The sequence below is a fragment of the Achromobacter aegrifaciens genome, from assembly GCF_902859735.1.
Lineage (GTDB): Bacteria > Pseudomonadota > Gammaproteobacteria > Burkholderiales > Burkholderiaceae_B > Achromobacter > Achromobacter aegrifaciens.
This window is the reverse complement of the sequence record NZ_CADIJY010000010.1, coordinates 1-18749: the sequence shown is the minus strand read 5'-3', so window position 1 is coordinate 18749 and position 18749 is coordinate 1. Positions and strand designations below refer to the sequence as shown.

Genomic DNA, 18749 nt, shown 5'->3' with positions numbered 1-18749 from the left:
CGCGCCAGACCAAGAAGCAAATGCGGGCAAGGGTTAAAATCCCGGGTTTCCTACCATTCTCTGCCCCCGGGATCTACACCCGTCACGGCGACCATCATGCAAGAAACCACCCTCAAGCGCGCCGACGCCGCGCCCGACGGCGCCAGCGCCGCCCTCCCCGCCGCGGACGCCGGCTCCCCCCGCAAGCTGTACATCCGCACCTTCGGCTGCCAGATGAACGAGTACGACTCGGACAAGATGGCCGACGTGCTGCGCGGCGACCAGGGCCTGGAACTCACCGACAACCCGGAAGACGCCGACGTCATCCTGTTCAACACCTGTTCGGTGCGCGAGAAGGCGCAGGAAAAGGTCTTCTCGGACCTGGGCCGCGTGCAGCACCTGAAGAAGACCAATCCCAACCTGGTGATCGGCGTGGGCGGCTGCGTGGCCAGCCAGGAAGGCGAAGCCATCGTCAAGCGCGCGCCCTACGTGGACGTGGTGTTCGGTCCGCAGACGCTGCATCGCCTGCCCGACCTGATCAAGCGCCGCCGCGACGAAGGCCGCTCGCAGGTGGACATCAGCTTCCCCGAGATCGAAAAGTTCGACAACATGCCGCCGCCCCGCGTGGACGGCGCCACGGCGTTCGTCTCCATCATGGAAGGCTGTAGCAAGTACTGCAGCTTCTGTGTCGTGCCCTACACGCGCGGCGAGGAAGTCTCGCGCCCCTTCGAGGACGTGCTGGTGGAGGTCGCCGACCTGGCCGACCAGGGCGTGAAGGAAGTGACGCTGCTGGGCCAGAACGTCAACGCCTACCGCGGCCGCATGACCGACAGCGACGAGATCGCCGACTTCGCCATGCTGCTGGAATACGTGCACGAAATCCCGGGCATCGAGCGCATCCGCTACACCACCTCGCACCCCAAGGAAATGACCCAGCGCATGGTGGACGCCTACGCCCGCCTGCCCAAGCTGGTGTCCTTCCTGCACCTGCCGGTGCAGGCCGGCAGCGACCGCGTGCTGGCGGCCATGAAGCGCGGCTACACCACCCTGGAATTCAAGTCGGTGGTGCGCCGCCTGCGCGCCGCCCGCCCCGACCTGACGCTGTCCTCGGACTTCATCGTGGGCTTTCCCGGCGAAACCGAGGAAGACTTCGAAAAGACCATGAAGCTGATCGAGGACGTCGGCTTCGACACCTCGTTCTCGTTCGTGTATTCGCGCCGCCCGGGCACGCCCGCCGCCGACCTGCACGACGACACGCCGCAAGACGTGAAGCTGCGCCGCCTGCAGCGCCTGCAGGCGCTGATCAACGAGCAGGCGGCCACGATCGCCCGCAACATGGTCGGCACGCGCCAGCGCCTGCTGGTCGAAGGCCCCTCGCGCCGCGACCCGAACGAACTGATGGGCCGCACCGAGAACAACCGCATCGTGAACTTCGCCGCGCCCGCGCGGCTCATCGGACAAATGGTCGACGTCATCATCACCGAAGCGCACACCAATTCGCTGCGCGCCCGGGTCGCCGACGTGGACCGCACTCCCCAAGAGGCCGAATGACCACTCCCCGCTCCCGCGCCCGCCGCAGCATGCCCATCGTCGTCACCCTGGACGGCGACAACACCCATCTGGCCAATCTCTGCGGCCCGCTGGACGAAAACCTGCGGCAGCTGGCCGACGGCATGAACGTCAAGCTCTCGCGCCGCGGCAGCCGAGTCACCATCGAAGGCGAACTCGCGGAACTCGCCGGCCGGATACTGCGCCGCTTCCACGAACAGGCCGTGCACCGCGCCCTGTCGGTCGACGACATCCAGCTCGGGCTGGTCGAGATCGGCGTCGGGCGGCAGGAACAGGAACTGAAGGAAGAGCAGGCCCGCGAGGCCGACCCGCTGCCCGCCCTGGACGACGAAAGCGACAGCATCGCCCTGCGCACCAAGCGCAGCGACCTGCGTCCGCGCACGCCGCGCCAGCGCGACTACCTGAACAACATCCTCAAGCACGACATCACCTTCGGCGTCGGTCCCGCCGGCACCGGCAAGACCTGGCTGGCCGTGGCCTGCGCCATCGACGCAATGGAGCGCGACACCGTGCAACGCCTGGTGCTGACACGCCCCGCGGTCGAAGCCGGCGAACGCCTGGGCTTTCTGCCCGGCGACCTGGCGCAGAAGGTGGACCCGTACCTGCGCCCGCTGTACGACGCGCTGTACGACCTGATGGGCTTCGAAAAGGTGCAGCGCCTGTTCGAAAAGCAGACCATCGAAATCGCGCCGCTGGCCTACATGCGCGGCCGCACGCTCAACCACGCCTTCGTCATCCTGGACGAAGCGCAGAACACCACGCCGGAACAGATGAAGATGTTCCTGACGCGGATCGGCTTCGGCAGCAAGGCGGTCATTACCGGCGACCCGTCGCAGGTGGACTTGCCGCGTGGCCAGGACAGCGGCCTGGCGCATGCGGTGAAGGTGCTGCACGACGTGCAGGGCATCGCCACCACCCGATTCACCAGCCGAGACGTCGTGCGCCATCCCCTGGTCGCCCGCATCGTCGACGCCTACGACCGCGCCGCCGAAGATGAAACCTGAACTGTCCCTGTCCGTGCAATACGGCGTCGAGGAAGCCCGCCTGCCCCGCTGGCGCCTGCGCCGCTGGGCCGAACGCGCGCTGGCGGGCGCGGCCGACGACGGCCTGGTCGCGTTTTCCGCGGCGGAGCTGAGCTTGCGGCTGGTTGGCGCGGCCGAAGGCCGGCGCCTGAACCGCGACTTCCGCGGCCGCGACTATGCCACCAATGTGCTGACCTTCGAATACGGCGTGGATCCGCTGGGCGTTGCGCGCGGCGACATCGTCATGTGCGTGCCGGTGCTGGTGCGCGAGGCCCGCGAACAGCGCAAGGCGCTCCTGGACCACGCCGCCCATCTCACCATCCACGGCGTGCTGCACGCGCTGGGCTACGACCACATCAAGGCCCGCGACGCCAAGCGCATGGAGGCCCTGGAGACCGCCACGCTGGCCGCCATGCGCATCGCCGATCCTTACGTGGCAGCCTGACGCGCGGACTCGGGTCAACCCTGAGAAAAATTGGCCCCCACGCTGCGCGCCTTAGGCGCTTGCTGCCCCCCGAGGGGGCGATTTTTGCCTTGGGGCGGCCCGGCGGCAAAAATTGCCGCAAAATGGCGTCCAGCAAGGCGCAGATGGCGGCGGTTCCCCTCATTTTGAGGGCCGCCGTTACAAATTGCAGGCCAGTATCGGTTATGCTGGGCCCTCCATAACTTGTCCTCCCGGACGATGTCTGACCCTTATCCTGCTCCCGAAGCGACGCCTGCTCGCTCCTCCAAACCTGCCGCCAAATCCCTTCTAGACCGCCTGCTTTCCCTCGTGCGCCGCGAGCCTGAGGACCGCGAAGGCATCAAGGCCGTTCTGGAAGCCGCGCACGAACGCCAACTGCTCGACGCGGAATCCTACAAGATGATCAAGGGCGCGCTCGCCGTGTCCGAAGGCACCGTGGGCGACATCATGGTCCCGCGTTCGCGCATGGATCTGCTGGACGTCACGCAGCCCATTCCCTACCTGGTCGCCTCGGTCATCGAGACCGCCCACTCGCGCTTCCCCGTCTACGAAGGCGATCGCGACAACATCATCGGCATCCTGCTGGCCAAGGATCTGCTGCGCTGCATGCTGGAACCCGGCATCGAGGTGCGCACGCTGGTGCGGCCCGCCGTCTTCATCCCCGAATCCAAGCGCCTGAACGTGCTGCTGCACGAGTTCCGCGCCAGCCGCAACCACCAGGCCATCGTCATCGATGAGCATGGCGGCATTTCCGGCCTGGTGACGATGGAAGACGTGCTGGAACAGATCGTCGGCGATATCGAAGACGAATTCGACGAAACCGAGGAAGACTCGATCTTCCCCGAAGGCGAAAACCAGTGGCGCGTCCTGGCGGCCACCGACATCTCGCACTTCAACGACGTGTTCGGCTGCCAGTTGCCCGACGACGAGTACGACAGCGTCGGCGGCTGGATGGGCGGACAGCTGGGCCGCATCCCGCGCCGCGGCGACATCGCCGAATTCGACGGCCTGCGCCTGGAAGTGGCCCGCGGCGACGCGCGCCGCGCCATCTGGCTGCGCGTCAAGCGCAACGCCGCACCCCAAGCCCCCCGCTCCTCCGAAGACGCATGACCCAGTCCCCGCGCAGCCATAAACTGCGCGGCGCCGCCGGCCTGGTGCTGGCGGGCGCCGCGCACGCCCTGACTTTTTCGCCCGGTCCCCTGCCGGATTGGGCCTTGGCGGCCACACAGGTCCTGATGCTGGCCATCGTTGCGCGCGTGACCCTGTATGCGCCCTCGGCGAAACAGGCCTGGCTGCGCGGCTGGCTGTTCAGCTTCGCCAGCTACTCGCTGGGCCTCTACTGGATTTTCATCAGCCTGCACCGCTACGGCGATCTGGCCGCGCCGCTGGCCGTGGCCGCGGTGCTGGCGCTGTCGGCCTTCCTGGCGCTGTTCCCGGCCACGGCCAGCGCGCTGGCGCGCCGCTACGCGCCGCTGGAGCCGGGCTCTCCGCCCTCCCGCATACTGTCGGGCACGCTGGCCTGGGCTGCGATGTGGGCGGCCTTCGAATGGCTGCGCGCCGTGCTGCTTACGGGCTTTCCCTGGCTCAATATCGGTTACGCGCAAGTCGATAGCCCCATCGCAGGCTGGGCGCCGTTGCTTGGCGTGCACGGCATGGCCTTCCTGGCCGCCTTCGTCGCCGCGGCCCTCGCCAGCCTCTGGCAGCCCTCGCGCAAAAGCGGGACTGGCTCGCGCCACGCCCTGGCCGCCGGTATCGCGCTGGCCCTGGCCGCCGCTGGCTGGCCGCTGTCCCGCATCGACTGGTCCACGCCGTCCGGCGATCCGCTGAACGTGCGCCTGGTCCAGGGCAACATCGAGCAGTCGCAGAAGTTCGACCCCGCCCTGCTCGACCAGAGCCTGGTGCGCCACCTGGACCTGGCAGCCATGCCGCCGGCTCCCGGCGTGCCCGAGCCGCAGTTGATCATCTTGCCGGAAACCGTGCTGCCCATCTTCCAGGACCAGCTGGATCCGCGCGTCTGGGCGGTCTGGCGCGACCTGGCCGCCCAGCGCAATACCACCATCGCCATGGGCGTGCCGCTGCACGACCGCGTCAATGGCCGCGAGCGCTACACCAACAGCGTCATGGGCTTTGACGGCAATACCCCGGTCGAACAGCTCGTGGCCGGCACCACCGCCATGCGCTACGACAAGCGCCACCTGGTGCCCTGGGGCGAATACGTGCCGCCCGGATTCCACTGGTTCGTCGACATGCTGAACATTCCGCTGGGCGACTTCGATCGCGGCGCGGTACGCCAGACGCCCTTCGCGGTCGGCGGCCAGCACATCGCGTTCAACATCTGCTACGAAGACCTGTTCGGCCCCGACCTGTTGCCCGCGCTGCAACCCGGCCCCAACGGCGAACCGGGCGCGACGATACTGGTGAACGTGAGCAACCTGGGCTGGTTCGGCGACTCCTGGGCCTTGCGCCAGCATCTGCAAATCGGCCGGCTGCGCACCATGGAAACGGCGCGGCCCATGCTGACCTCCACCAACACCGGCATCACCGCCGCCATTGACGCCAAAGGCCGCGTCGCGGCCCAGCTCGCGCCGCTGCAGGCCGGTGTGCTGCCGGTGGCCGTGCAAGGCATGACGGGGCTGACGCCATACGCCCGCTTTGGCGACAAGACGGCACTGGCCCTGATCGGCCTGGCGCTGATCGCCGCGTTCGGCAGCGGCCGCAAGACGCGTCGCGCCTGAGGCGCCCTCAAGCGAACAGATTCGCCGGCAGCGCCCCGCTCTCCCCGGGCGGGCGCAGCGGCCCGCTTCCGGCGCCGGTACGCTCGATCGCGTCCGCGATGGCGTCCATGTCATCGCCATCCAGTTCCAGCGACGCTGCGCCCAGCAGTCCATTCACCTGAGCCGCGCTGCGGGCGCCCACGATCGCGCCCGTGACGCCCGGCCAGGCCAGCGTCCAGGCCGCCGCCACGGCCGCCACCGTGGCGCCGTGGCGTTCGGCGATGGGCTTGAACGCATCGGCCAGCGCCAGGTTGCGCTCGATGCCGGGCGAGGCGAACTCCGCGTTGCGCGCGCGCCAATCATCCGCCGGCAGAGCATGGGCGCGCTCCACGCTGAAGGCGCCGGTCAGCAGGCCGGACTGCATCGGGCTGTAGACGATCACGCCCGTGCCGTTACGTTCGCACCACGGAATCAGCTCCGCGCCCGCGGCGCGCTGAATGGCCGAAAACGGCGGCTGCAGCGTATCCACATGCCCCAGCGCTTCTGCCTGCTGCAGCTGGGCAAGATTGTGGTTGGACAGGCCCACCGCCCTGACCTTGCCCTCCCGCTTCAGATCCAGCAGTTCCTGCCAGTACACCTCCAGCGGCGTGCCATCGCCCGCCGGCCAGTGCATCTGATAGAGATCGATGCGTTCGACGCCCAGCCGGCGCAACGAATCTTCGATTTCGCGCCGGATGCTCGCCGGCGCGCCGGTGCGCCGCGGCATCGCCTGCGGCTGTTCCGCAGACCAGGTCAGGCCACATTTGGTGAACACGTAAGGCCGGGCGTCAGGCGCCATCTGCGCCAGCGCGCGGCGCACGATCTCCTCGGAATGCCCCAGGCCGTACACCGCCGCGGTATCGATCCAGTTGATGCCGCGCTCGACGGCCCGGCGGATCGCCGCCACCGAATCGGCGTCGTCCTGCGGCCCCCACCCCACCGCCCAACCGCTGCCGCCGATGGCCCAGGCGCCCAGCCCGATGCGGGTGATGTCCATGCCGCTCTGGCCCAGCGGGCGTGTGGGGAACGAAGTCTTGCTGCTCATGGCGATGTCCGTGTGTGCGGGTCCGGCGCAAAAAATGCCGGATCGACGAAAAAAATTTCCGCTCACGATAGCATTCTCACAAGTCTTTGATTTACTTGATTTCTGCATCAATCACGCTAGCTCAAGCTGAGCAATAAAAGCGCAAAATCGGCCCTAAAATGCCTTCCAGCCCCCTTTTTTTCACGACTTTTTAGCTTTTTGCCTCATCGCGACTTGCACACCCAATTTAGTTCGTGCATAATCTCGTTTCTTCGCCAACGGCACTAAACAAAACCGGCAACGAACTACGAAAAAGCACTCGGTAAAACGTGTGTTCGGTTTCGTAAAACGTTGAACGGGCTGATTAGAAAGACGGGGGTATAGCTCAGCTGGGAGAGCGCTTGCATGGCATGCAAGAGGTCAGCGGTTCGATCCCGCTTACCTCCACCAGTCAACGGCGAAGGATGCAGTACCAGTTTGCAAGTCCAAGTCCCCTTCGTCTAGAGGCCTAGGACATCACCCTTTCACGGTGAGTACAGGGGTTCGAATCCCCTAGGGGACGCCAGTTCTTCTGGCAGCAGTATGTAGTGATGCAGTTGAAGTGACAATGTAGTTGAGTACGCCGCTGCGGAGCGGTAGTTCAGTTGGTTAGAATACCGGCCTGTCACGCCGGGGGTCGCGGGTTCGAGCCCCGTCCGCTCCGCCAAAGCTCTCGCTCAGAGTCTTTCAAGAGCTCCGTTTTCGGGGCTTTTTTGCTTTATATAGTGTGAGACCTTGTTGTCTGTAGTTTGGGGCATCGAGGATCCTGGGGGGTATAGCTCAGCTGGGAGAGCGCTTGCATGGCATGCAAGAGGTCAGCGGTTCGATCCCGCTTACCTCCACCAGTAAGCAGTACGGTAGTAAAGTAGTTCTGTTTTGTTCAGGTCCCCTTCGTCTAGAGGCCTAGGACATCACCCTTTCACGGTGAGTACAGGGGTTCGAATCCCCTAGGGGACGCCAGTCTTTCTGGCATGTAGTACCAAACTGCCTTGACACCGCAGTGCATTGAAGAAGTCAGAGTAAACCGCTGCGGAGCGGTAGTTCAGTTGGTTAGAATACCGGCCTGTCACGCCGGGGGTCGCGGGTTCGAGCCCCGTCCGCTCCGCCAAGCACATCACGCAGTTCGCAAGCGCCTCGGCCTTGCCAGCCATAGAAAGCTCCGGTTTCCGGAGCTTTTTTGCATTCCGGCCCGCATCATCTAGCGGCAGCCATCTTCCCCGCCATTGCCCCCTACGCTCAGACTCGTCCATTTCGCCATCTGGACAGCCTTTCAGTGCGCCTTCATTCTCTTTGCGTCGTGCCCTGCGAAAAGAAGAGGACTACGTGACCGCGAACGCCGCCGCTCCCCATCCGCACCGCCAGCATCTGCAACGCATCATCGCAGGCCTGAACGAAGGCATCATCCTGCTCGAAGCGGACGGCGCCATCGCCTGGGCCAATGCCAGCGCGCTCAAGCTGCATGGCACCGATAACCTGGATGAACTGGGCGGCACGCCAGCCGGCTACCGCAAGCGCTACAGCCTCAGCTACCGCAATCATCACCGCGTGCCAGCGCGCCAATATCCGCTGGACCTGCTGGCCGCGGCCGAGCCGTTCGACGAACTGCTGCTGGACCTGGAACGCAAGGACGATGACGCGTTCCTGCGCAACATACGCGCCAGCGGTCTGAACCTGGACGGCAGCGACGGGACCGACTACCGCGTCCTGATCCTGCATGACCAGACTGAGCAGATCAATGCCGAAGTACGCTTCGAGCGCGCCTTCGGCGCCAATCCCGCGCCCGCCCTCATCTGCCGCCTGTCCGACCTGCGCTATGTGAAGGTGAACCAGGGCTTCCTGGAGATGACCGGCTATGCACGCGACGCCATCGTGGGCAGGTCGGCCTATGAGCTGGACGTGCTGGACGGCGGCGACGACAAGGACAACGCGATCGCCAGCCTCAACGAGGGGCAGACCATTGCGCAGCGCGAGGGCGCGTTGAAACTGGCGGACGGCAGCGTGAAGTTCGTCATCGTCGCGGGCCAACCCATCGACATGCAGGGCGAGCCATGCATGCTGTTCACCTTCATCGACCTCGAGGCCCGCAAGCGCACCGAACTGGCCCTGCGCGAAAGCGAGGAACGCTTCTCCAAGACATTCCGCCTCGCGCCCGTGCCCATGGCCGTCTGCGAGGGCGAGACCCTGCTGGCGCTGGACCTCAACGACGCTTTTGCCACGGCCGCCGGCGCCTCTGCGCAGGACGGCATAGGCCAGACGCTGACCGGATTGGGGCTCCAGCTCGCCGAAGATCTGGAGGCCAGCCTCAAGCGCGGTGAAAGCGCCCGCAACCGCGAGGTGGCATTGGCTGCCCGGGACGGCAGCCGGCTGGATTGCCTGCTGTCGGCCGAACCCGTGACTATCGGCGGGCAGCCGCGCGTACTGCTGGCGGTCCAGGACATCACGGAACGCAAGCGCTCCGAGGCGGAACTGCTGACGGCGATCGAGGCCGTCATGCAGGACACTTCCTGGTTCAGCCGCAGCGTCATCGAAAAGCTGGCGCAACTGCGTGAGCCGGCGCCCGCCACCCGCGACGTGGCAGAACTGGCGCAGCTCACTTCCCGCGAACGCGAGGTGCTGGGCCTGATGTGTCAAGGCCATGACGACGAGGGCATTGCCCGGCAGTTGAAGCTGTCGCGCAACACGGTGCGCAACCACGTGGCCACGATCTACAGCAAGATCGGCGTGCACCGCCGCAGCGCGGCCATTGTGTGGGCGCGCGACCGCGGCATCACCGGGCATGAACAGGCGCAGACGCGAAACAAGCGCGCCAAGGGCTGACACCCCCCGACTATTTACAATTTGATTCAAAATAAACGACTGCCCGGCGTCCCCGAAGATGTGCGCCACTTAGAAGTCGACGCCCCTCAAAATCTTCCATTTCCCACAAAAATCACAGCAACAGGCCGTTAATTTCGGCCACGCAGCCTGCATTGCGCAAACCCTGCGCAGCTTCTTACGATCCGCCGATCCTGCCCTTGCCCGACAAGCGGCGCGATCCCCGCAAGACCGAAAGGAGCCCATCCGTGCAGACCGCCTACATTCCCGTCCCGACCGTCGCCAAACCGACCGCCGCCCCCGCCTGGAGCGCCGCCGACATCATGGCGCTCTACGAGTTGCCGTTCATGGATCTGGTGTTCCGGGCGCAGCAGACGCACCGCGCTCATTTCGATCCCAACGCCATCCAGCTGTCCAGCCTGCTGTCGATCAAGACCGGCGGCTGTCCCGAGGACTGCGCCTACTGCCCGCAGTCCTCGCACTACGACACCGGCCTGGACGCCGACAAGCTGATGCCCCTGGCGGACGTGGTGGCAGCGGCCCGCAAGGCCCAGGAAGGCGGCGCACAGCGCTTCTGCATGGGCGCCGCCTGGCGCAGCCCCAAGCCGCACCACCTGGAGGCGGTGGCCGAGATGGTCAGCGCGGTGAAGGCCCTGGGCCTGGAGACCTGCGTCACGCTGGGCATGCTGCGCGAGGGCCAGGCCGAACAGCTCAAGAGCGCCGGCCTGGATTACTACAACCACAACCTCGACACCTCGCCCGAGTTCTACGGCAAGATCATCTCCACCCGCACCTACCAGGACCGGCTGGACACGCTGGACCGGGTGCGCGACGCCGGCATCAACGTGTGCTGCGGCGGCATCGTCGGCATGGGCGAATCGCGCCGCGAGCGCGCCGGCCTGATCGCCCAGTTGGCCAACATGGAGCCCTATCCCGAGTCCGTGCCGATCAACAACCTGGTGCAGGTGGAAGGCACGCCGCTGGCCGGCGTCGAAGCCCTGGACCCGTTCGAGTTCGTGCGCACCATTGCCGTGGCCCGCATCGCGATGCCGCGCGCGGCCGTGCGCCTGTCCGCCGGCCGCGAAGCCATGGATGACGCGTTGCAGGCCCTGTGCTTCATGGCGGGCGCCAACTCCATGTTCTACGGCGACGCCCTGCTGACCACGGCCAATCCGCAGATGGAAGCCGACCAGCGCCTGCTGCAGCGCCTGGGCATGCGCATCGACGCCGCCCAGCACACGCACCACGACGCCACGGCATGCCGTTGACTCCCGGCCTCCTCTACCTGCTGGCCAGCGTCGCCTGCAGCGTCACCGTGGCCGTGCTGCTGAAGCTGGCGCGGCGCTATCAAGTCGACGTGCGCCAGGCCATCGCCATGAACTATGCGGTAGCCGCCCTGCTCTGCTGGGCCGTGCTGCGCCCGGACCCGACGGCGCTGCTGACCCCACAGACGCCGTGGCTGGTGCTGGCCGCGCTGGGCGTACTGCTGCCCAGCGTGTTCCTGGCGATGGCGGCGGCCGTGCGCCATGCCGGCATCGTGCGCAGCGACGCGGCGCAGCGCCTGTCCCTGTTCATCCCGCTGCTGGCGGCCTTCCTGCTGTTCGGCGAACCGGTAAGCGGCCGCAAGCTGGCCGCGACCCTGCTGGCCGCCAGCGCCTTGTACTGCCTGCTGCGCCGCGCCCCCCGCGCGCAGACGCCGGGCGAGGACACGGCCGCAAGCAGCCGCGCCATGTGGCTGTGGCCGCTGGTGGTCTGGGTGGGGTATGGCGTCATCGACATCCTGTTCAAGCAGATGGCGCGCGCGGGCACCGCTTTCGCGGGCGGGCTGCTGCTGGCCTTCCTCATCGCCGGGGTGCTGATGCTCTGCTACCTGCTGTGGCGCCGGGTGCGCTGCCAGCTTCGGCACCTGGCCGCGGGTGCGGCGCTGGGACTGGCGAACTTCGGCAACATCCTGACCTACATCCGCGCGCACCAGTCGCTGCCCGAGCACCCCGCGCTGGTGTTCGCGTCCATGAACATGGGCGTGATCACCCTGGGCACGCTGGTCGGCGCACTGGCCTTCCGCGAACCGCTGACCCGGCTGAACCTGCTGGGCATCGCGCTGGCGCTGGCTGCCATCGTGCTGATGGCGCCCTGGTAAGGACGCGACCCCGGCCTCAGGTGCCGGTGCGCCTCTGGCGGCCGTCTTCGGCCGCGTCGTCCGCCACATCCGCCGCGGCATCGCCAGGCGGTTCCGCAGCGGGCGGCTCAGTGGCTGCCACCGGCGCCACTTCGGGCTGCACCATTTCCATGGCGATGTCGGTTGCTGGATCCACGCGCGGATCCAGCACCGCCGCGGCGGGCGAGCTCTGCAGCGTGTCCGGCATGGGCACGAAATGCGTGGGCGCTTCTTCCACCTGATGCGCACCGGTGACGCGCGTGGGACGCACATGCCAGACCAGGATCAAGGCGCAGGCGGAGATGAACACGTAGTACATGCTGGGGCCGGCCAGGGACATCAGCACCCCGGCAATCATCGGCCCCACGCATGCACCGACCCCGTAGGTCATGAGCAGCACGGCCGACAGGCTGACCCGGCGCTCGGATTCCACGTGATCGTTGGCGAACGCCGCGCCCAGCGGGTACAGCGTGAACTGCAGCACGCCGAAGACACAGGACATGGCCACCAGCGCCCAGTACGGCAGCACGATCCAGCCCCACATGACCACCGGCAGCAGCACCAGCAGCAGCGCATTGAAGCGGATCAGACCGGCGCGGTTGATGCGGTCGGAAAGCCAGCCCATGGGCCATTGCGACAGCAGGCCGGCGGTCACTGCGGCGGCCACGAAAATCGCCGCCTGCGAGGTGGACAGGCCATGCTTGGCGCCATAGACGGCCGCCAGGCCATAGAACGCGCCGGAAAGGTTGCCGGCCACGAACAACACCGTCATCGACAGCGGCACGCGCCGCATGAAGAAGCGTATGTCCAGCGGCGCCGGCAGCGGCGTGGGCGGGTGCGAGCGCGCGGTGACGGCGATAGGCACCAGGCACAGCACCAGGCACATGGCCACCAGCGTCAGCGGCCGCAGGTCCAGCGTGGCATAGGCCGTCAGGGCCAGTTGGCCCAGCACGGTGCCCAGGCCGGACACGACCATGTAGACGGAGAAGACGCGCCCGCGCTGGTGATTTTCGGTCTGCTCGTTGAGCCAGCTTTCGATGACCATGAATTCGGTCACCATCACGATGCCCGAAATGACGCGGAACACCAGCCACAGCGGCATGGATTCGACCAGCGTCTGGGCCAGGATCATGCTGGTGGCCACCGCCGCACAGGCGACAAACGCCCGGATGTGGCCCACGCGGATGATGAGTTTGTGCCCCAGGCGGGCGCCGCACACCAGGCCCAGGTAGTAGCCGGCGATCAGGGCGCCGATCCACACCTCGCTGACAGACTGCGCTGTCAGCCTGAGCCCCATATAGGTGTTGAACAGACCCGTGCCGATGAGCATCAGCAAGGTCGCGAAGTAAAGCGACGAAAAGGAGGAAATGGTGGCGAGCATGGCGTCGGCAACCGCTGCTGGCGGCAGCGCAACAGGCCACGAAAGCGGCCCGCTGCGCTAAGCGGTAAAACAGGAACTGCGTGGGATCAGACTTGCGACAGCATCGTGGCGGCGTCGCTGACTTCGAACTTGCCGGGGCCTTCGACGTTCAGCTGCTTGACCACACCGTCGACGATCAGGGCCGAGTAGCGCTGCGAGCGCACGCCCATGCCGCGCTGGATCAGGTCCAGCTCCAGGCCCAGTTCCTTGGTCCACAAGGCGGAACCGTCGGCCAGCATGCGGACCTTGCCTTCGGTCTTCTGCTCGCGGCCCCAGGCGCCCATGACGAACGCGTCGTTGACCGACACGCACCAGATTTCATCGACGCCCTTGGCCTTCAGGGCCGCAGCCTGTTCCACATAGCCCGGCAGATGCTTGGCCGAGCAGGTGGGCGTGAAGGCGCCCGGCAGGGCGAACAGCGCAATGGTCTTGCCGCGGGTCAGGTCGGCGACCTGGAACGCGTTGGGGCCCAGCGAGCAGCCGGCGGTTTCGGTTTCGATGAATTCGGTCAGGGTGCCGTCCGGCACGCGATCGCCGACTTTGATCGTCATGTAGATCTCCAGGAGGAATAGGGGCAATGCATTGGGGCAGGAGCGCCCCACAGGCTCCATCATAGTTCCTGCGCGGCCGCCTTGCTGGCCAGCCAGCGTCAGGGAAAGAAAGATGCACAGTCTGAAACGACTCCACACCAAGGCTACACGGGCGCGAAACGGCTGATTGCCATAATGTTGTGGTTGCAATCACCGCCCGCGCACGCCGCGCTGCCGGCTGGCGGGCATCTAGCGGAGATTCATCGATGCGCAAGATCTTGACCGGCCTGGCCCTGGCGCTGACCTCGGCCGCCACGGCCTGGGCGGCTCCCGATGCCGCCGAACAGGCCCAATACGACTCCTTCGTCATCGCAGCCGGCGCCTCCAACGGCGCCGCCCGCGCCTGCGGGGCTTCCGAACCCGATCTGGCCCAGCACCAGGCCACGGCCCGCAAGAACCTGCTGCAGTATGCGCAGGAATATGGCTTTCCTTCGGGCGGGTATGACGGGCTGTTCCAGAAGGGACAGGCGCAGGGAACGGCGATGATGGAAGAGATGAAGCGATCGGGGGTGGACGGGTGCCGGGGGGTGTTGGGCGGGTTTCAGGGGGAGAGGGTGATGGAGTATGAGGATATGAAGAGGGCGTTGGCGGAGGTTAGTGATGGGTTGCCGGGGGAGAAGGCGCAGTAGCAGGTTCTGTTTCTGTTTCTGAAGGTTCAGCTTCTTGAGACGCCAGTCGCGGCGGCGGGGCCAGAGCCGCGGGGCAACGATTGCGGTCCGGAGCCTTCGCTCCGGACTTCCCCTTCGTCATCTTCGTCACCGCCTTCGGCGGTTCCTTCAGATTCCCTCGGGCTTATCGACGCCCCGCGCCTCTGGCCCCGCCGCCGCGACTGGCTCTGCTGGTTGAAACTTCCTGGCCCCGAGGACGAACGGTGTGCTTAGGGTTCTCGCCGCCGGTGGGGTTTGGCGATGGATCTTGCGGGGCCCGCCCCCGGCCGGCCGCGCGGGCGGCCTCTGGGGGCTTACGCGGTGTCTTGCGATTCCCGATGGCGCTGCGCGCTGGTGGGGAGTGATCGTGGATATCACGGGCACTTTTTCATGACGGCCCATCAAAGCCCGTTGGCAAGTCAATCGCCACTTGAACTCCAAAGCCGGATGGGTGGCGCGCGTACGGGTCTTCATGCGCAAACGGCTGCCCGCCGCGCGCCACCCATCACCGCCCCTCCCCCCTGACGGCGACGCCAGAAGAAATCCAATCGAGGCATGCGCGCCAGCGATCACAATCACACTTCAAATAATGACGTATGTATTAATCGGCCGCCCGCGCGGCCGATTAATACGGGCAGCCCAAGACTCTCCGCCGACCACAGCTCTAGCAACGCAACAAGCCAAGACGCACGCAGCCCGTCGGCGCGGGCGGCGTGGCGGCTCGCAACCTCGATGCGCCCAAGGGAATCTGAAGGAAAGGCCGAAGGCCTTGACGAAGATGACGACGGGGGAGTCCGGAGCGAACGCTCCGGACCGCAATCGTGGGCGCGAGCCGCCACGCCGCCCGCGACGACGGGCGACCTACGAAGACTCGTGGGACCTACGAAGACTCGTGCGCACTCATAGCGCCCAACAAGCCCCAAGAAGACCCAAACGAACCCACGAAGATCACAGCCCGTTCTGCTTGAACCAATCCAACATCCGCGTCCAAGCCTGCTCCGCCTCAGCCTTCCGATAAGAAGGCCGATAATCCGCATGAAACGCATGCGGCGCGTCCGGATACACATCGATCCGCGAAGCCTTCGCCGCCGCCGGCCCCTGCGCCAGTTCCAGCCGCATCTTGTCCACGTCCGCCATCGAAATCCCGGCGTCCTTGCCGCCATAGGCTCCCAGCACCTTCGCCTTCAGGTCGTTCACCTGGCTCAGCACCGATTTGGGCTTCAGTTCCGAAGGCTGCCCGCCCAACTGGCCGTACCAGGCCGCGCCGGCCTTGAGCTTCGGGTTGTGGGCCGCGTACAGCCAGACCTGGCGGCCGCCCCAGCAAAAGCCCACGATGCCCAGCCGGTCCGGATTGCCGCCGTTGGACGTGGCCCAGGCCGCGGTCGAGTCCAGGTCGGACATCACCTGCGCGTCCGGGACCTTGCCGATGATTTCCGCCTGCAACTTGGGGATCTCGGTGTACTTGGACGGATCGCCCTGGCGCGCGAACAGCTCGGGCGCGATGGCCAGATAGCCCTGGTGGGCCAGCCGCCGGCACACGTCCTGGATGTACTCGTGCACCCCGAAAATCTCCGACACCACCAGCATCGTGGGCAGGTCCTTCTTGCCCTTGGGCGCCGCGCGGTATGCCGGCATCTTGCCGTCCTTGACCGGGATGTCCACCTTGCCGGCGACAAGGCCGTTGACGTCCGTGGTGATCGTGGTCTGCGCCACGGCCTGTCCGGCCGCCAGCGAAAACCCCGTCGCCACCGTGGTGGCCATGAAACCCCGCCGGTTCAGCCGCAGGGGCGGCAGCAGGCTGTCGAAGTGCGCGTCCTGGTCATTCATCGAGAATCTCCTGGCAAAAAGCTGGCAGGGGCGGCTGGACGCCGCCTTCCGGACCAGCCTGGTTCACTTCAGGGAGAAGTCCACGCGCGAGGGTTGCCCCTCGTCCTTGATGCCATCCGCGTCCAGTTGCGGCGCAACGATGAACACGCGATCCGCGAGTCCTTCCTGGGCTTGCAGCTTCTCATAAACCGCCTGCGCGCGCGCATCGGCCAGTTGGCGCAACTGCTCGTCGCCCACCGGCGCCACGCTGCGCAGCATCTCCTCCATCTGCGCCGCCGGCACGGATTTGGACATGCCGATGAAGTTGCGCGGCTTGTCCTTGATGTCCGTGTCGTCGTAGACCTCTTCCAGATACTTGGCGCGCTCCGCACCCGAGACCTCGACGCCGGCCGGGTTCGGCTTCTTGCCGCGCGGCGCGACGTCCGCGGCCTTGGCGGCGCGGATCTTGGCGTCGACCCAGGCCTGGCGCAGGCCTTCCATGTCGGTCTTGGGATCGGCGCGGCCGCTGATGTCCATCTTCAGGGCCGGACGGTCCGTCAGCGCCTTGGTCAGCGTGTCGATGCGCTGCAGGCTGTCCTCGGTCAGCGCCGCGCTGCCAGGCGCAAATTCCACGTAGGACAGTTCTTCCCCGCCGCCGAAGGCCGAGGCCAGCAGACTGAAGGGCGAAGTCACCGCCTTGACCACCAGGTTCAGCAGCACGCGCACCACGATGCCGCCCACCGAGAACTCCGGATCGTCCAGCGAACCGGAAATCGGCAGGTTGATGTCGATGTTGCCGCGCGAGTCCTTCAGCAAGGCCACGGCCAGCAGCACCGGCAGCTTGGTCGCGTCGGGACTGTTGGTCTTGTCGCCGAAGGTCAGCTGGTTCAGCACCACATGGTTGGTGGCTTGCAGCGCGCGGTCCTTGATCTTGTATTCCAGGTCCACCGAGAGCTTGCCGCGCTTGATGGGGTAGCCCACGTACTTGGCCGAATAGGTGTTGAAGCGCGGCAGGTCCACGCCCTTGGCCGAAGCCTTCAGGTCCAGCGACAGGTACTTGGCGAAAGGCTGCACCACCCCGCTGATCGACAGCGGCGCGGTGGTGTAGACGCGCCCGGTAACCTTGACCTTGGCGGGCTGGGGATTGGTGGACGACACCGCCGTGATCGAACCTTCGATGCTGGAGAGCTCGGCCACGTAGTTGGGCTTGACGAAGCGGTCCGTGAAGGTCATGCGGCCGCGGTTCAAGGTGACGCTGTTAACCGAGATGTCCGGCATGCCCCCGCCCCCCTTGGCGGCGGGCGCGGCGGGTGGCGGCGCGGCGCTGCGGCCGGGCGTCTGGGTGTCCTGGGTGATGGAGCCCCCGGCCTGGCCGGGAGCCGCCACCAGGTCCATGACATTCAGGCGGCCTTGGGCGTTGAGCAGCACGCGGCCGTAGAAATCCTCGAGCGCGATGTCGCCCAGCTTGGCGCCGATCTTGTCGCCCGCCACCGAGATGTCCATGCCGGTAAAGCCCAGGCGCTTCCAGTTCAGGAAGTCATCCTTGTTGACTCGGTCCTGCAGGTCCACGCCGGTGACTTCGACGCCGCCCTTCCAGCTGGCCTTCATCGGCGCCGAACCGGCCGCGGCGGCGAACTCCGCGTTGCCCTTGGCGCCCAGCGTGATGGCGCGCACCGTGGCGTTCAGGCTGGAGGCCGCATAGGGCGCAAAGGACGCGACGTTCAGTTCCGACAGGTCCACGGAGGTTTTCACCGTCAGCGGCTGCGGCGTGAACGCGCCCTTGAGATCGAGCTTGCCATTGCCCTGGATGCCGGCGGCGGCCAGGGTGAAATTGCTCTGGCCCGGACCCATGGCCAGGCGGTCGGCGGTCACGCGCAGGCTTTGCAGCGCGATGTCCACGGCGGGCTTGAGGGATTCGTCTCGGGCCTTGAATTGGGTCAGGTCGGCCTGCACGGCGCTGGCGGATGCATCCACCGCGCCGTTCGTTTCCTTCACATGAACTTGCGCGCTGGCGGCCAGGCGGCCATCCAGCAGCGCGATCGGCGCCGCGTTGCGCACGGCCGGCGCCAGGGGCGCCAGCGCAATGTTGCCCAAGCGCACGCCCAGTTCCAGCGACAGCGGCTTCAGGACCAGCGGCCCCTTGGCGCGCAGCCAGCCGCCGTCGGTGCTGTTGTCCATGGTCAGCCACAAATTGATGGGCTGGCCGGACACCTGCGGCAGGGCCACGCCCTCGACCGTCGCGGCCAGGCCGGTCATCACGTAGTCCAGCTTGCTGACCGCGTCGGTGACGTAGACCTCGCCTTCGTGCAGATTGAAGGCATCCAGCTCGACCTTCCATTCAGCGGGCGCGGGCGCCGGCTGAGGCGCGGCGGCGTCCACGGCCGGGGTTCCTGCCGGAGTCGTGGCGGGCGGAGCGGCGGGCGCTCCCGCGGCGGGCGTTCCCGCAGCGGACGCTCCCGCGGCGG

At 66.6% G+C, this 18749-nt stretch carries 14 protein-coding genes and 6 tRNA genes; 15 read left to right on the top strand and 5 right to left on the bottom strand.

What is annotated here, in order from left to right:
• Positions 1 to 96 precede the first annotated feature (96 nt).
• The 5 genes from miaB to lnt all read left to right on the top strand — a co-directional run bounded on the left by miaB (position 97) and on the right by lnt (position 5768).
• Positions 97 to 1530 (top strand): tRNA (N6-isopentenyl adenosine(37)-C2)-methylthiotransferase MiaB, encoded by a 1434-nt coding sequence (miaB, locus tag HV766_RS22765; protein WP_054451562.1) that lies wholly within the window; start codon positions 97 to 99, stop codon positions 1528 to 1530.
• Entirely contained in the window at positions 1527 to 2552 is a 1026-nt protein-coding gene (locus HV766_RS22760) for a PhoH family protein (RefSeq protein ID WP_054451563.1), read from the top strand. Before miaB ends, HV766_RS22760 begins: the two co-directional genes overlap by 4 nt.
• A complete protein-coding gene (gene ybeY / locus HV766_RS22755) occupies positions 2542 to 3015 on the top strand; it encodes an rRNA maturation RNase YbeY (protein WP_175181895.1) in 474 nt (157 codons plus the stop codon). The genes HV766_RS22760 and ybeY overlap by 11 nt, the downstream gene beginning before the upstream one ends.
• A 237-nt stretch (positions 3016 to 3252) precedes the next feature.
• Entirely contained in the window at positions 3253 to 4143 is an 891-nt protein-coding gene (locus tag HV766_RS22750; protein WP_054451565.1) for a CorC family transporter, read from the top strand.
• Positions 4140 to 5768, top strand: a complete 1629-nt coding sequence (gene lnt / locus HV766_RS22745) for an apolipoprotein N-acyltransferase (RefSeq protein ID WP_175181894.1) — start codon at positions 4140 to 4142, stop codon at positions 5766 to 5768. Before HV766_RS22750 ends, lnt begins: the two co-directional genes overlap by 4 nt.
• Before the next feature lie 7 nt (positions 5769 to 5775).
• Here lnt and HV766_RS22740 read toward each other — a convergent pair whose 3' ends face one another.
• Complete coding sequence (locus HV766_RS22740; RefSeq protein ID WP_175181893.1) at positions 5776 to 6831, bottom strand: aldo/keto reductase; 1056 nt, start codon at positions 6829 to 6831, stop codon at positions 5776 to 5778.
• Positions 6832 to 7184: 353 nt separating this feature from the next.
• Between HV766_RS22740 and HV766_RS22735 the strand changes: the two genes are divergently transcribed.
• From HV766_RS22735 to HV766_RS22695, 9 genes are all read left to right on the top strand, one after another.
• Positions 7185 to 7260 (top strand) — tRNA-Ala (locus HV766_RS22735).
• A gap of 39 nt (positions 7261 to 7299) precedes the next feature.
• A tRNA-Glu gene (locus HV766_RS22730) sits at positions 7300 to 7375 on the top strand.
• 64 nt (positions 7376 to 7439) lie between these two features.
• A tRNA-Asp gene (locus HV766_RS22725) sits at positions 7440 to 7516 on the top strand.
• Between the two features lie 102 nt (positions 7517 to 7618).
• Positions 7619 to 7694, top strand: a tRNA-Ala gene (locus HV766_RS22720).
• A 39-nt stretch (positions 7695 to 7733) separates the two neighbouring features.
• Positions 7734 to 7809 (top strand) — tRNA-Glu (locus HV766_RS22715).
• Between the two features lie 71 nt (positions 7810 to 7880).
• Positions 7881 to 7957, top strand: a tRNA-Asp gene (locus tag HV766_RS22710).
• 215 nt (positions 7958 to 8172) lie between these two features.
• The gene (locus tag HV766_RS22705) at positions 8173 to 9666 is read left to right on the top strand and encodes a PAS domain S-box protein (protein WP_175181892.1); all 1494 of its coding nucleotides are present in this window, start codon (positions 8173 to 8175) and stop codon (positions 9664 to 9666) included.
• 245 nt (positions 9667 to 9911) lie between these two features.
• Positions 9912 to 10931, top strand: a complete 1020-nt coding sequence (gene bioB / locus HV766_RS22700; RefSeq protein WP_054452235.1) for a biotin synthase BioB — start codon at positions 9912 to 9914, stop codon at positions 10929 to 10931.
• Entirely contained in the window at positions 10928 to 11803 is an 876-nt protein-coding gene (locus tag HV766_RS22695) for an EamA family transporter (RefSeq protein WP_175181936.1), read from the top strand. Before bioB ends, HV766_RS22695 begins: the two co-directional genes overlap by 4 nt.
• A gap of 16 nt (positions 11804 to 11819) precedes the next feature.
• Here HV766_RS22695 and HV766_RS22690 read toward each other — a convergent pair whose 3' ends face one another.
• Together HV766_RS22690 and HV766_RS22685 are read right to left on the bottom strand one after the other, a co-directional pair.
• Positions 11820 to 13202 (bottom strand): MFS transporter, encoded by a 1383-nt coding sequence (locus HV766_RS22690; RefSeq protein ID WP_054451570.1) that lies wholly within the window; start codon positions 13200 to 13202, stop codon positions 11820 to 11822.
• Positions 13203 to 13288: 86 nt separating this feature from the next.
• Complete coding sequence (locus tag HV766_RS22685) at positions 13289 to 13792, bottom strand: peroxiredoxin (protein ID WP_054451571.1); 504 nt, start codon at positions 13790 to 13792, stop codon at positions 13289 to 13291.
• A 245-nt stretch (positions 13793 to 14037) separates the two neighbouring features.
• On the opposite strand from HV766_RS22685, the gene HV766_RS22680 reads away from it, so the two are divergent.
• Positions 14038 to 14460: a hypothetical protein gene (locus HV766_RS22680; protein ID WP_175163597.1), complete on the top strand. Its 423-nt coding sequence runs from the start codon at positions 14038 to 14040 to the stop codon at positions 14458 to 14460.
• 966 nt (positions 14461 to 15426) lie between these two features.
• Here the strand turns inward: HV766_RS22680 and HV766_RS22675 are convergent.
• Both HV766_RS22675 and HV766_RS22670 read right to left on the bottom strand, forming a co-directional pair.
• Complete coding sequence (locus HV766_RS22675) at positions 15427 to 16305, bottom strand: dienelactone hydrolase family protein (protein WP_175181891.1); 879 nt, start codon at positions 16303 to 16305, stop codon at positions 15427 to 15429.
• Between the two features lie 63 nt (positions 16306 to 16368).
• On the bottom strand, positions 16369 to 18749 hold a 2381-nt coding region (locus HV766_RS22670), incomplete at its 5' end, for a DUF748 domain-containing protein (protein WP_175181890.1).

Bases quoted from the DNA above. Each gene is read 5' to 3' on its own strand.
- miaB (WP_054451562.1), top strand. From the start codon at position 97: ATGCAAGAAACCACCCTCAAGCGCGCCGACGCCGCGCCCGACGGCGCC.
- HV766_RS22760 (WP_054451563.1), top strand. From the start codon at position 1,527: ATGACCACTCCCCGCTCCCGCGCCCGCCGCAGCATGCCCATCGTCGTC.
- ybeY (WP_175181895.1), top strand. From the start codon at position 2,542: ATGAAACCTGAACTGTCCCTGTCCGTGCAATACGGCGTCGAGGAAGCC.
- HV766_RS22750 (WP_054451565.1), top strand. From the start codon at position 3,253: ATGTCTGACCCTTATCCTGCTCCCGAAGCGACGCCTGCTCGCTCCTCC.
- lnt (WP_175181894.1), top strand. From the start codon at position 4,140: ATGACCCAGTCCCCGCGCAGCCATAAACTGCGCGGCGCCGCCGGCCTG.
- HV766_RS22740 (WP_175181893.1), bottom strand. From the start codon at position 6,831: ATGAGCAGCAAGACTTCGTTCCCCACACGCCCGCTGGGCCAGAGCGGC.
- HV766_RS22690 (WP_054451570.1), bottom strand. From the start codon at position 13,202: ATGCTCGCCACCATTTCCTCCTTTTCGTCGCTTTACTTCGCGACCTTG.
- HV766_RS22685 (WP_054451571.1), bottom strand. From the start codon at position 13,792: ATGACGATCAAAGTCGGCGATCGCGTGCCGGACGGCACCCTGACCGAA.
- HV766_RS22680 (WP_175163597.1), top strand. From the start codon at position 14,038: ATGCGCAAGATCTTGACCGGCCTGGCCCTGGCGCTGACCTCGGCCGCC.
- HV766_RS22675 (WP_175181891.1), bottom strand. From the start codon at position 16,305: ATGAATGACCAGGACGCGCACTTCGACAGCCTGCTGCCGCCCCTGCGG.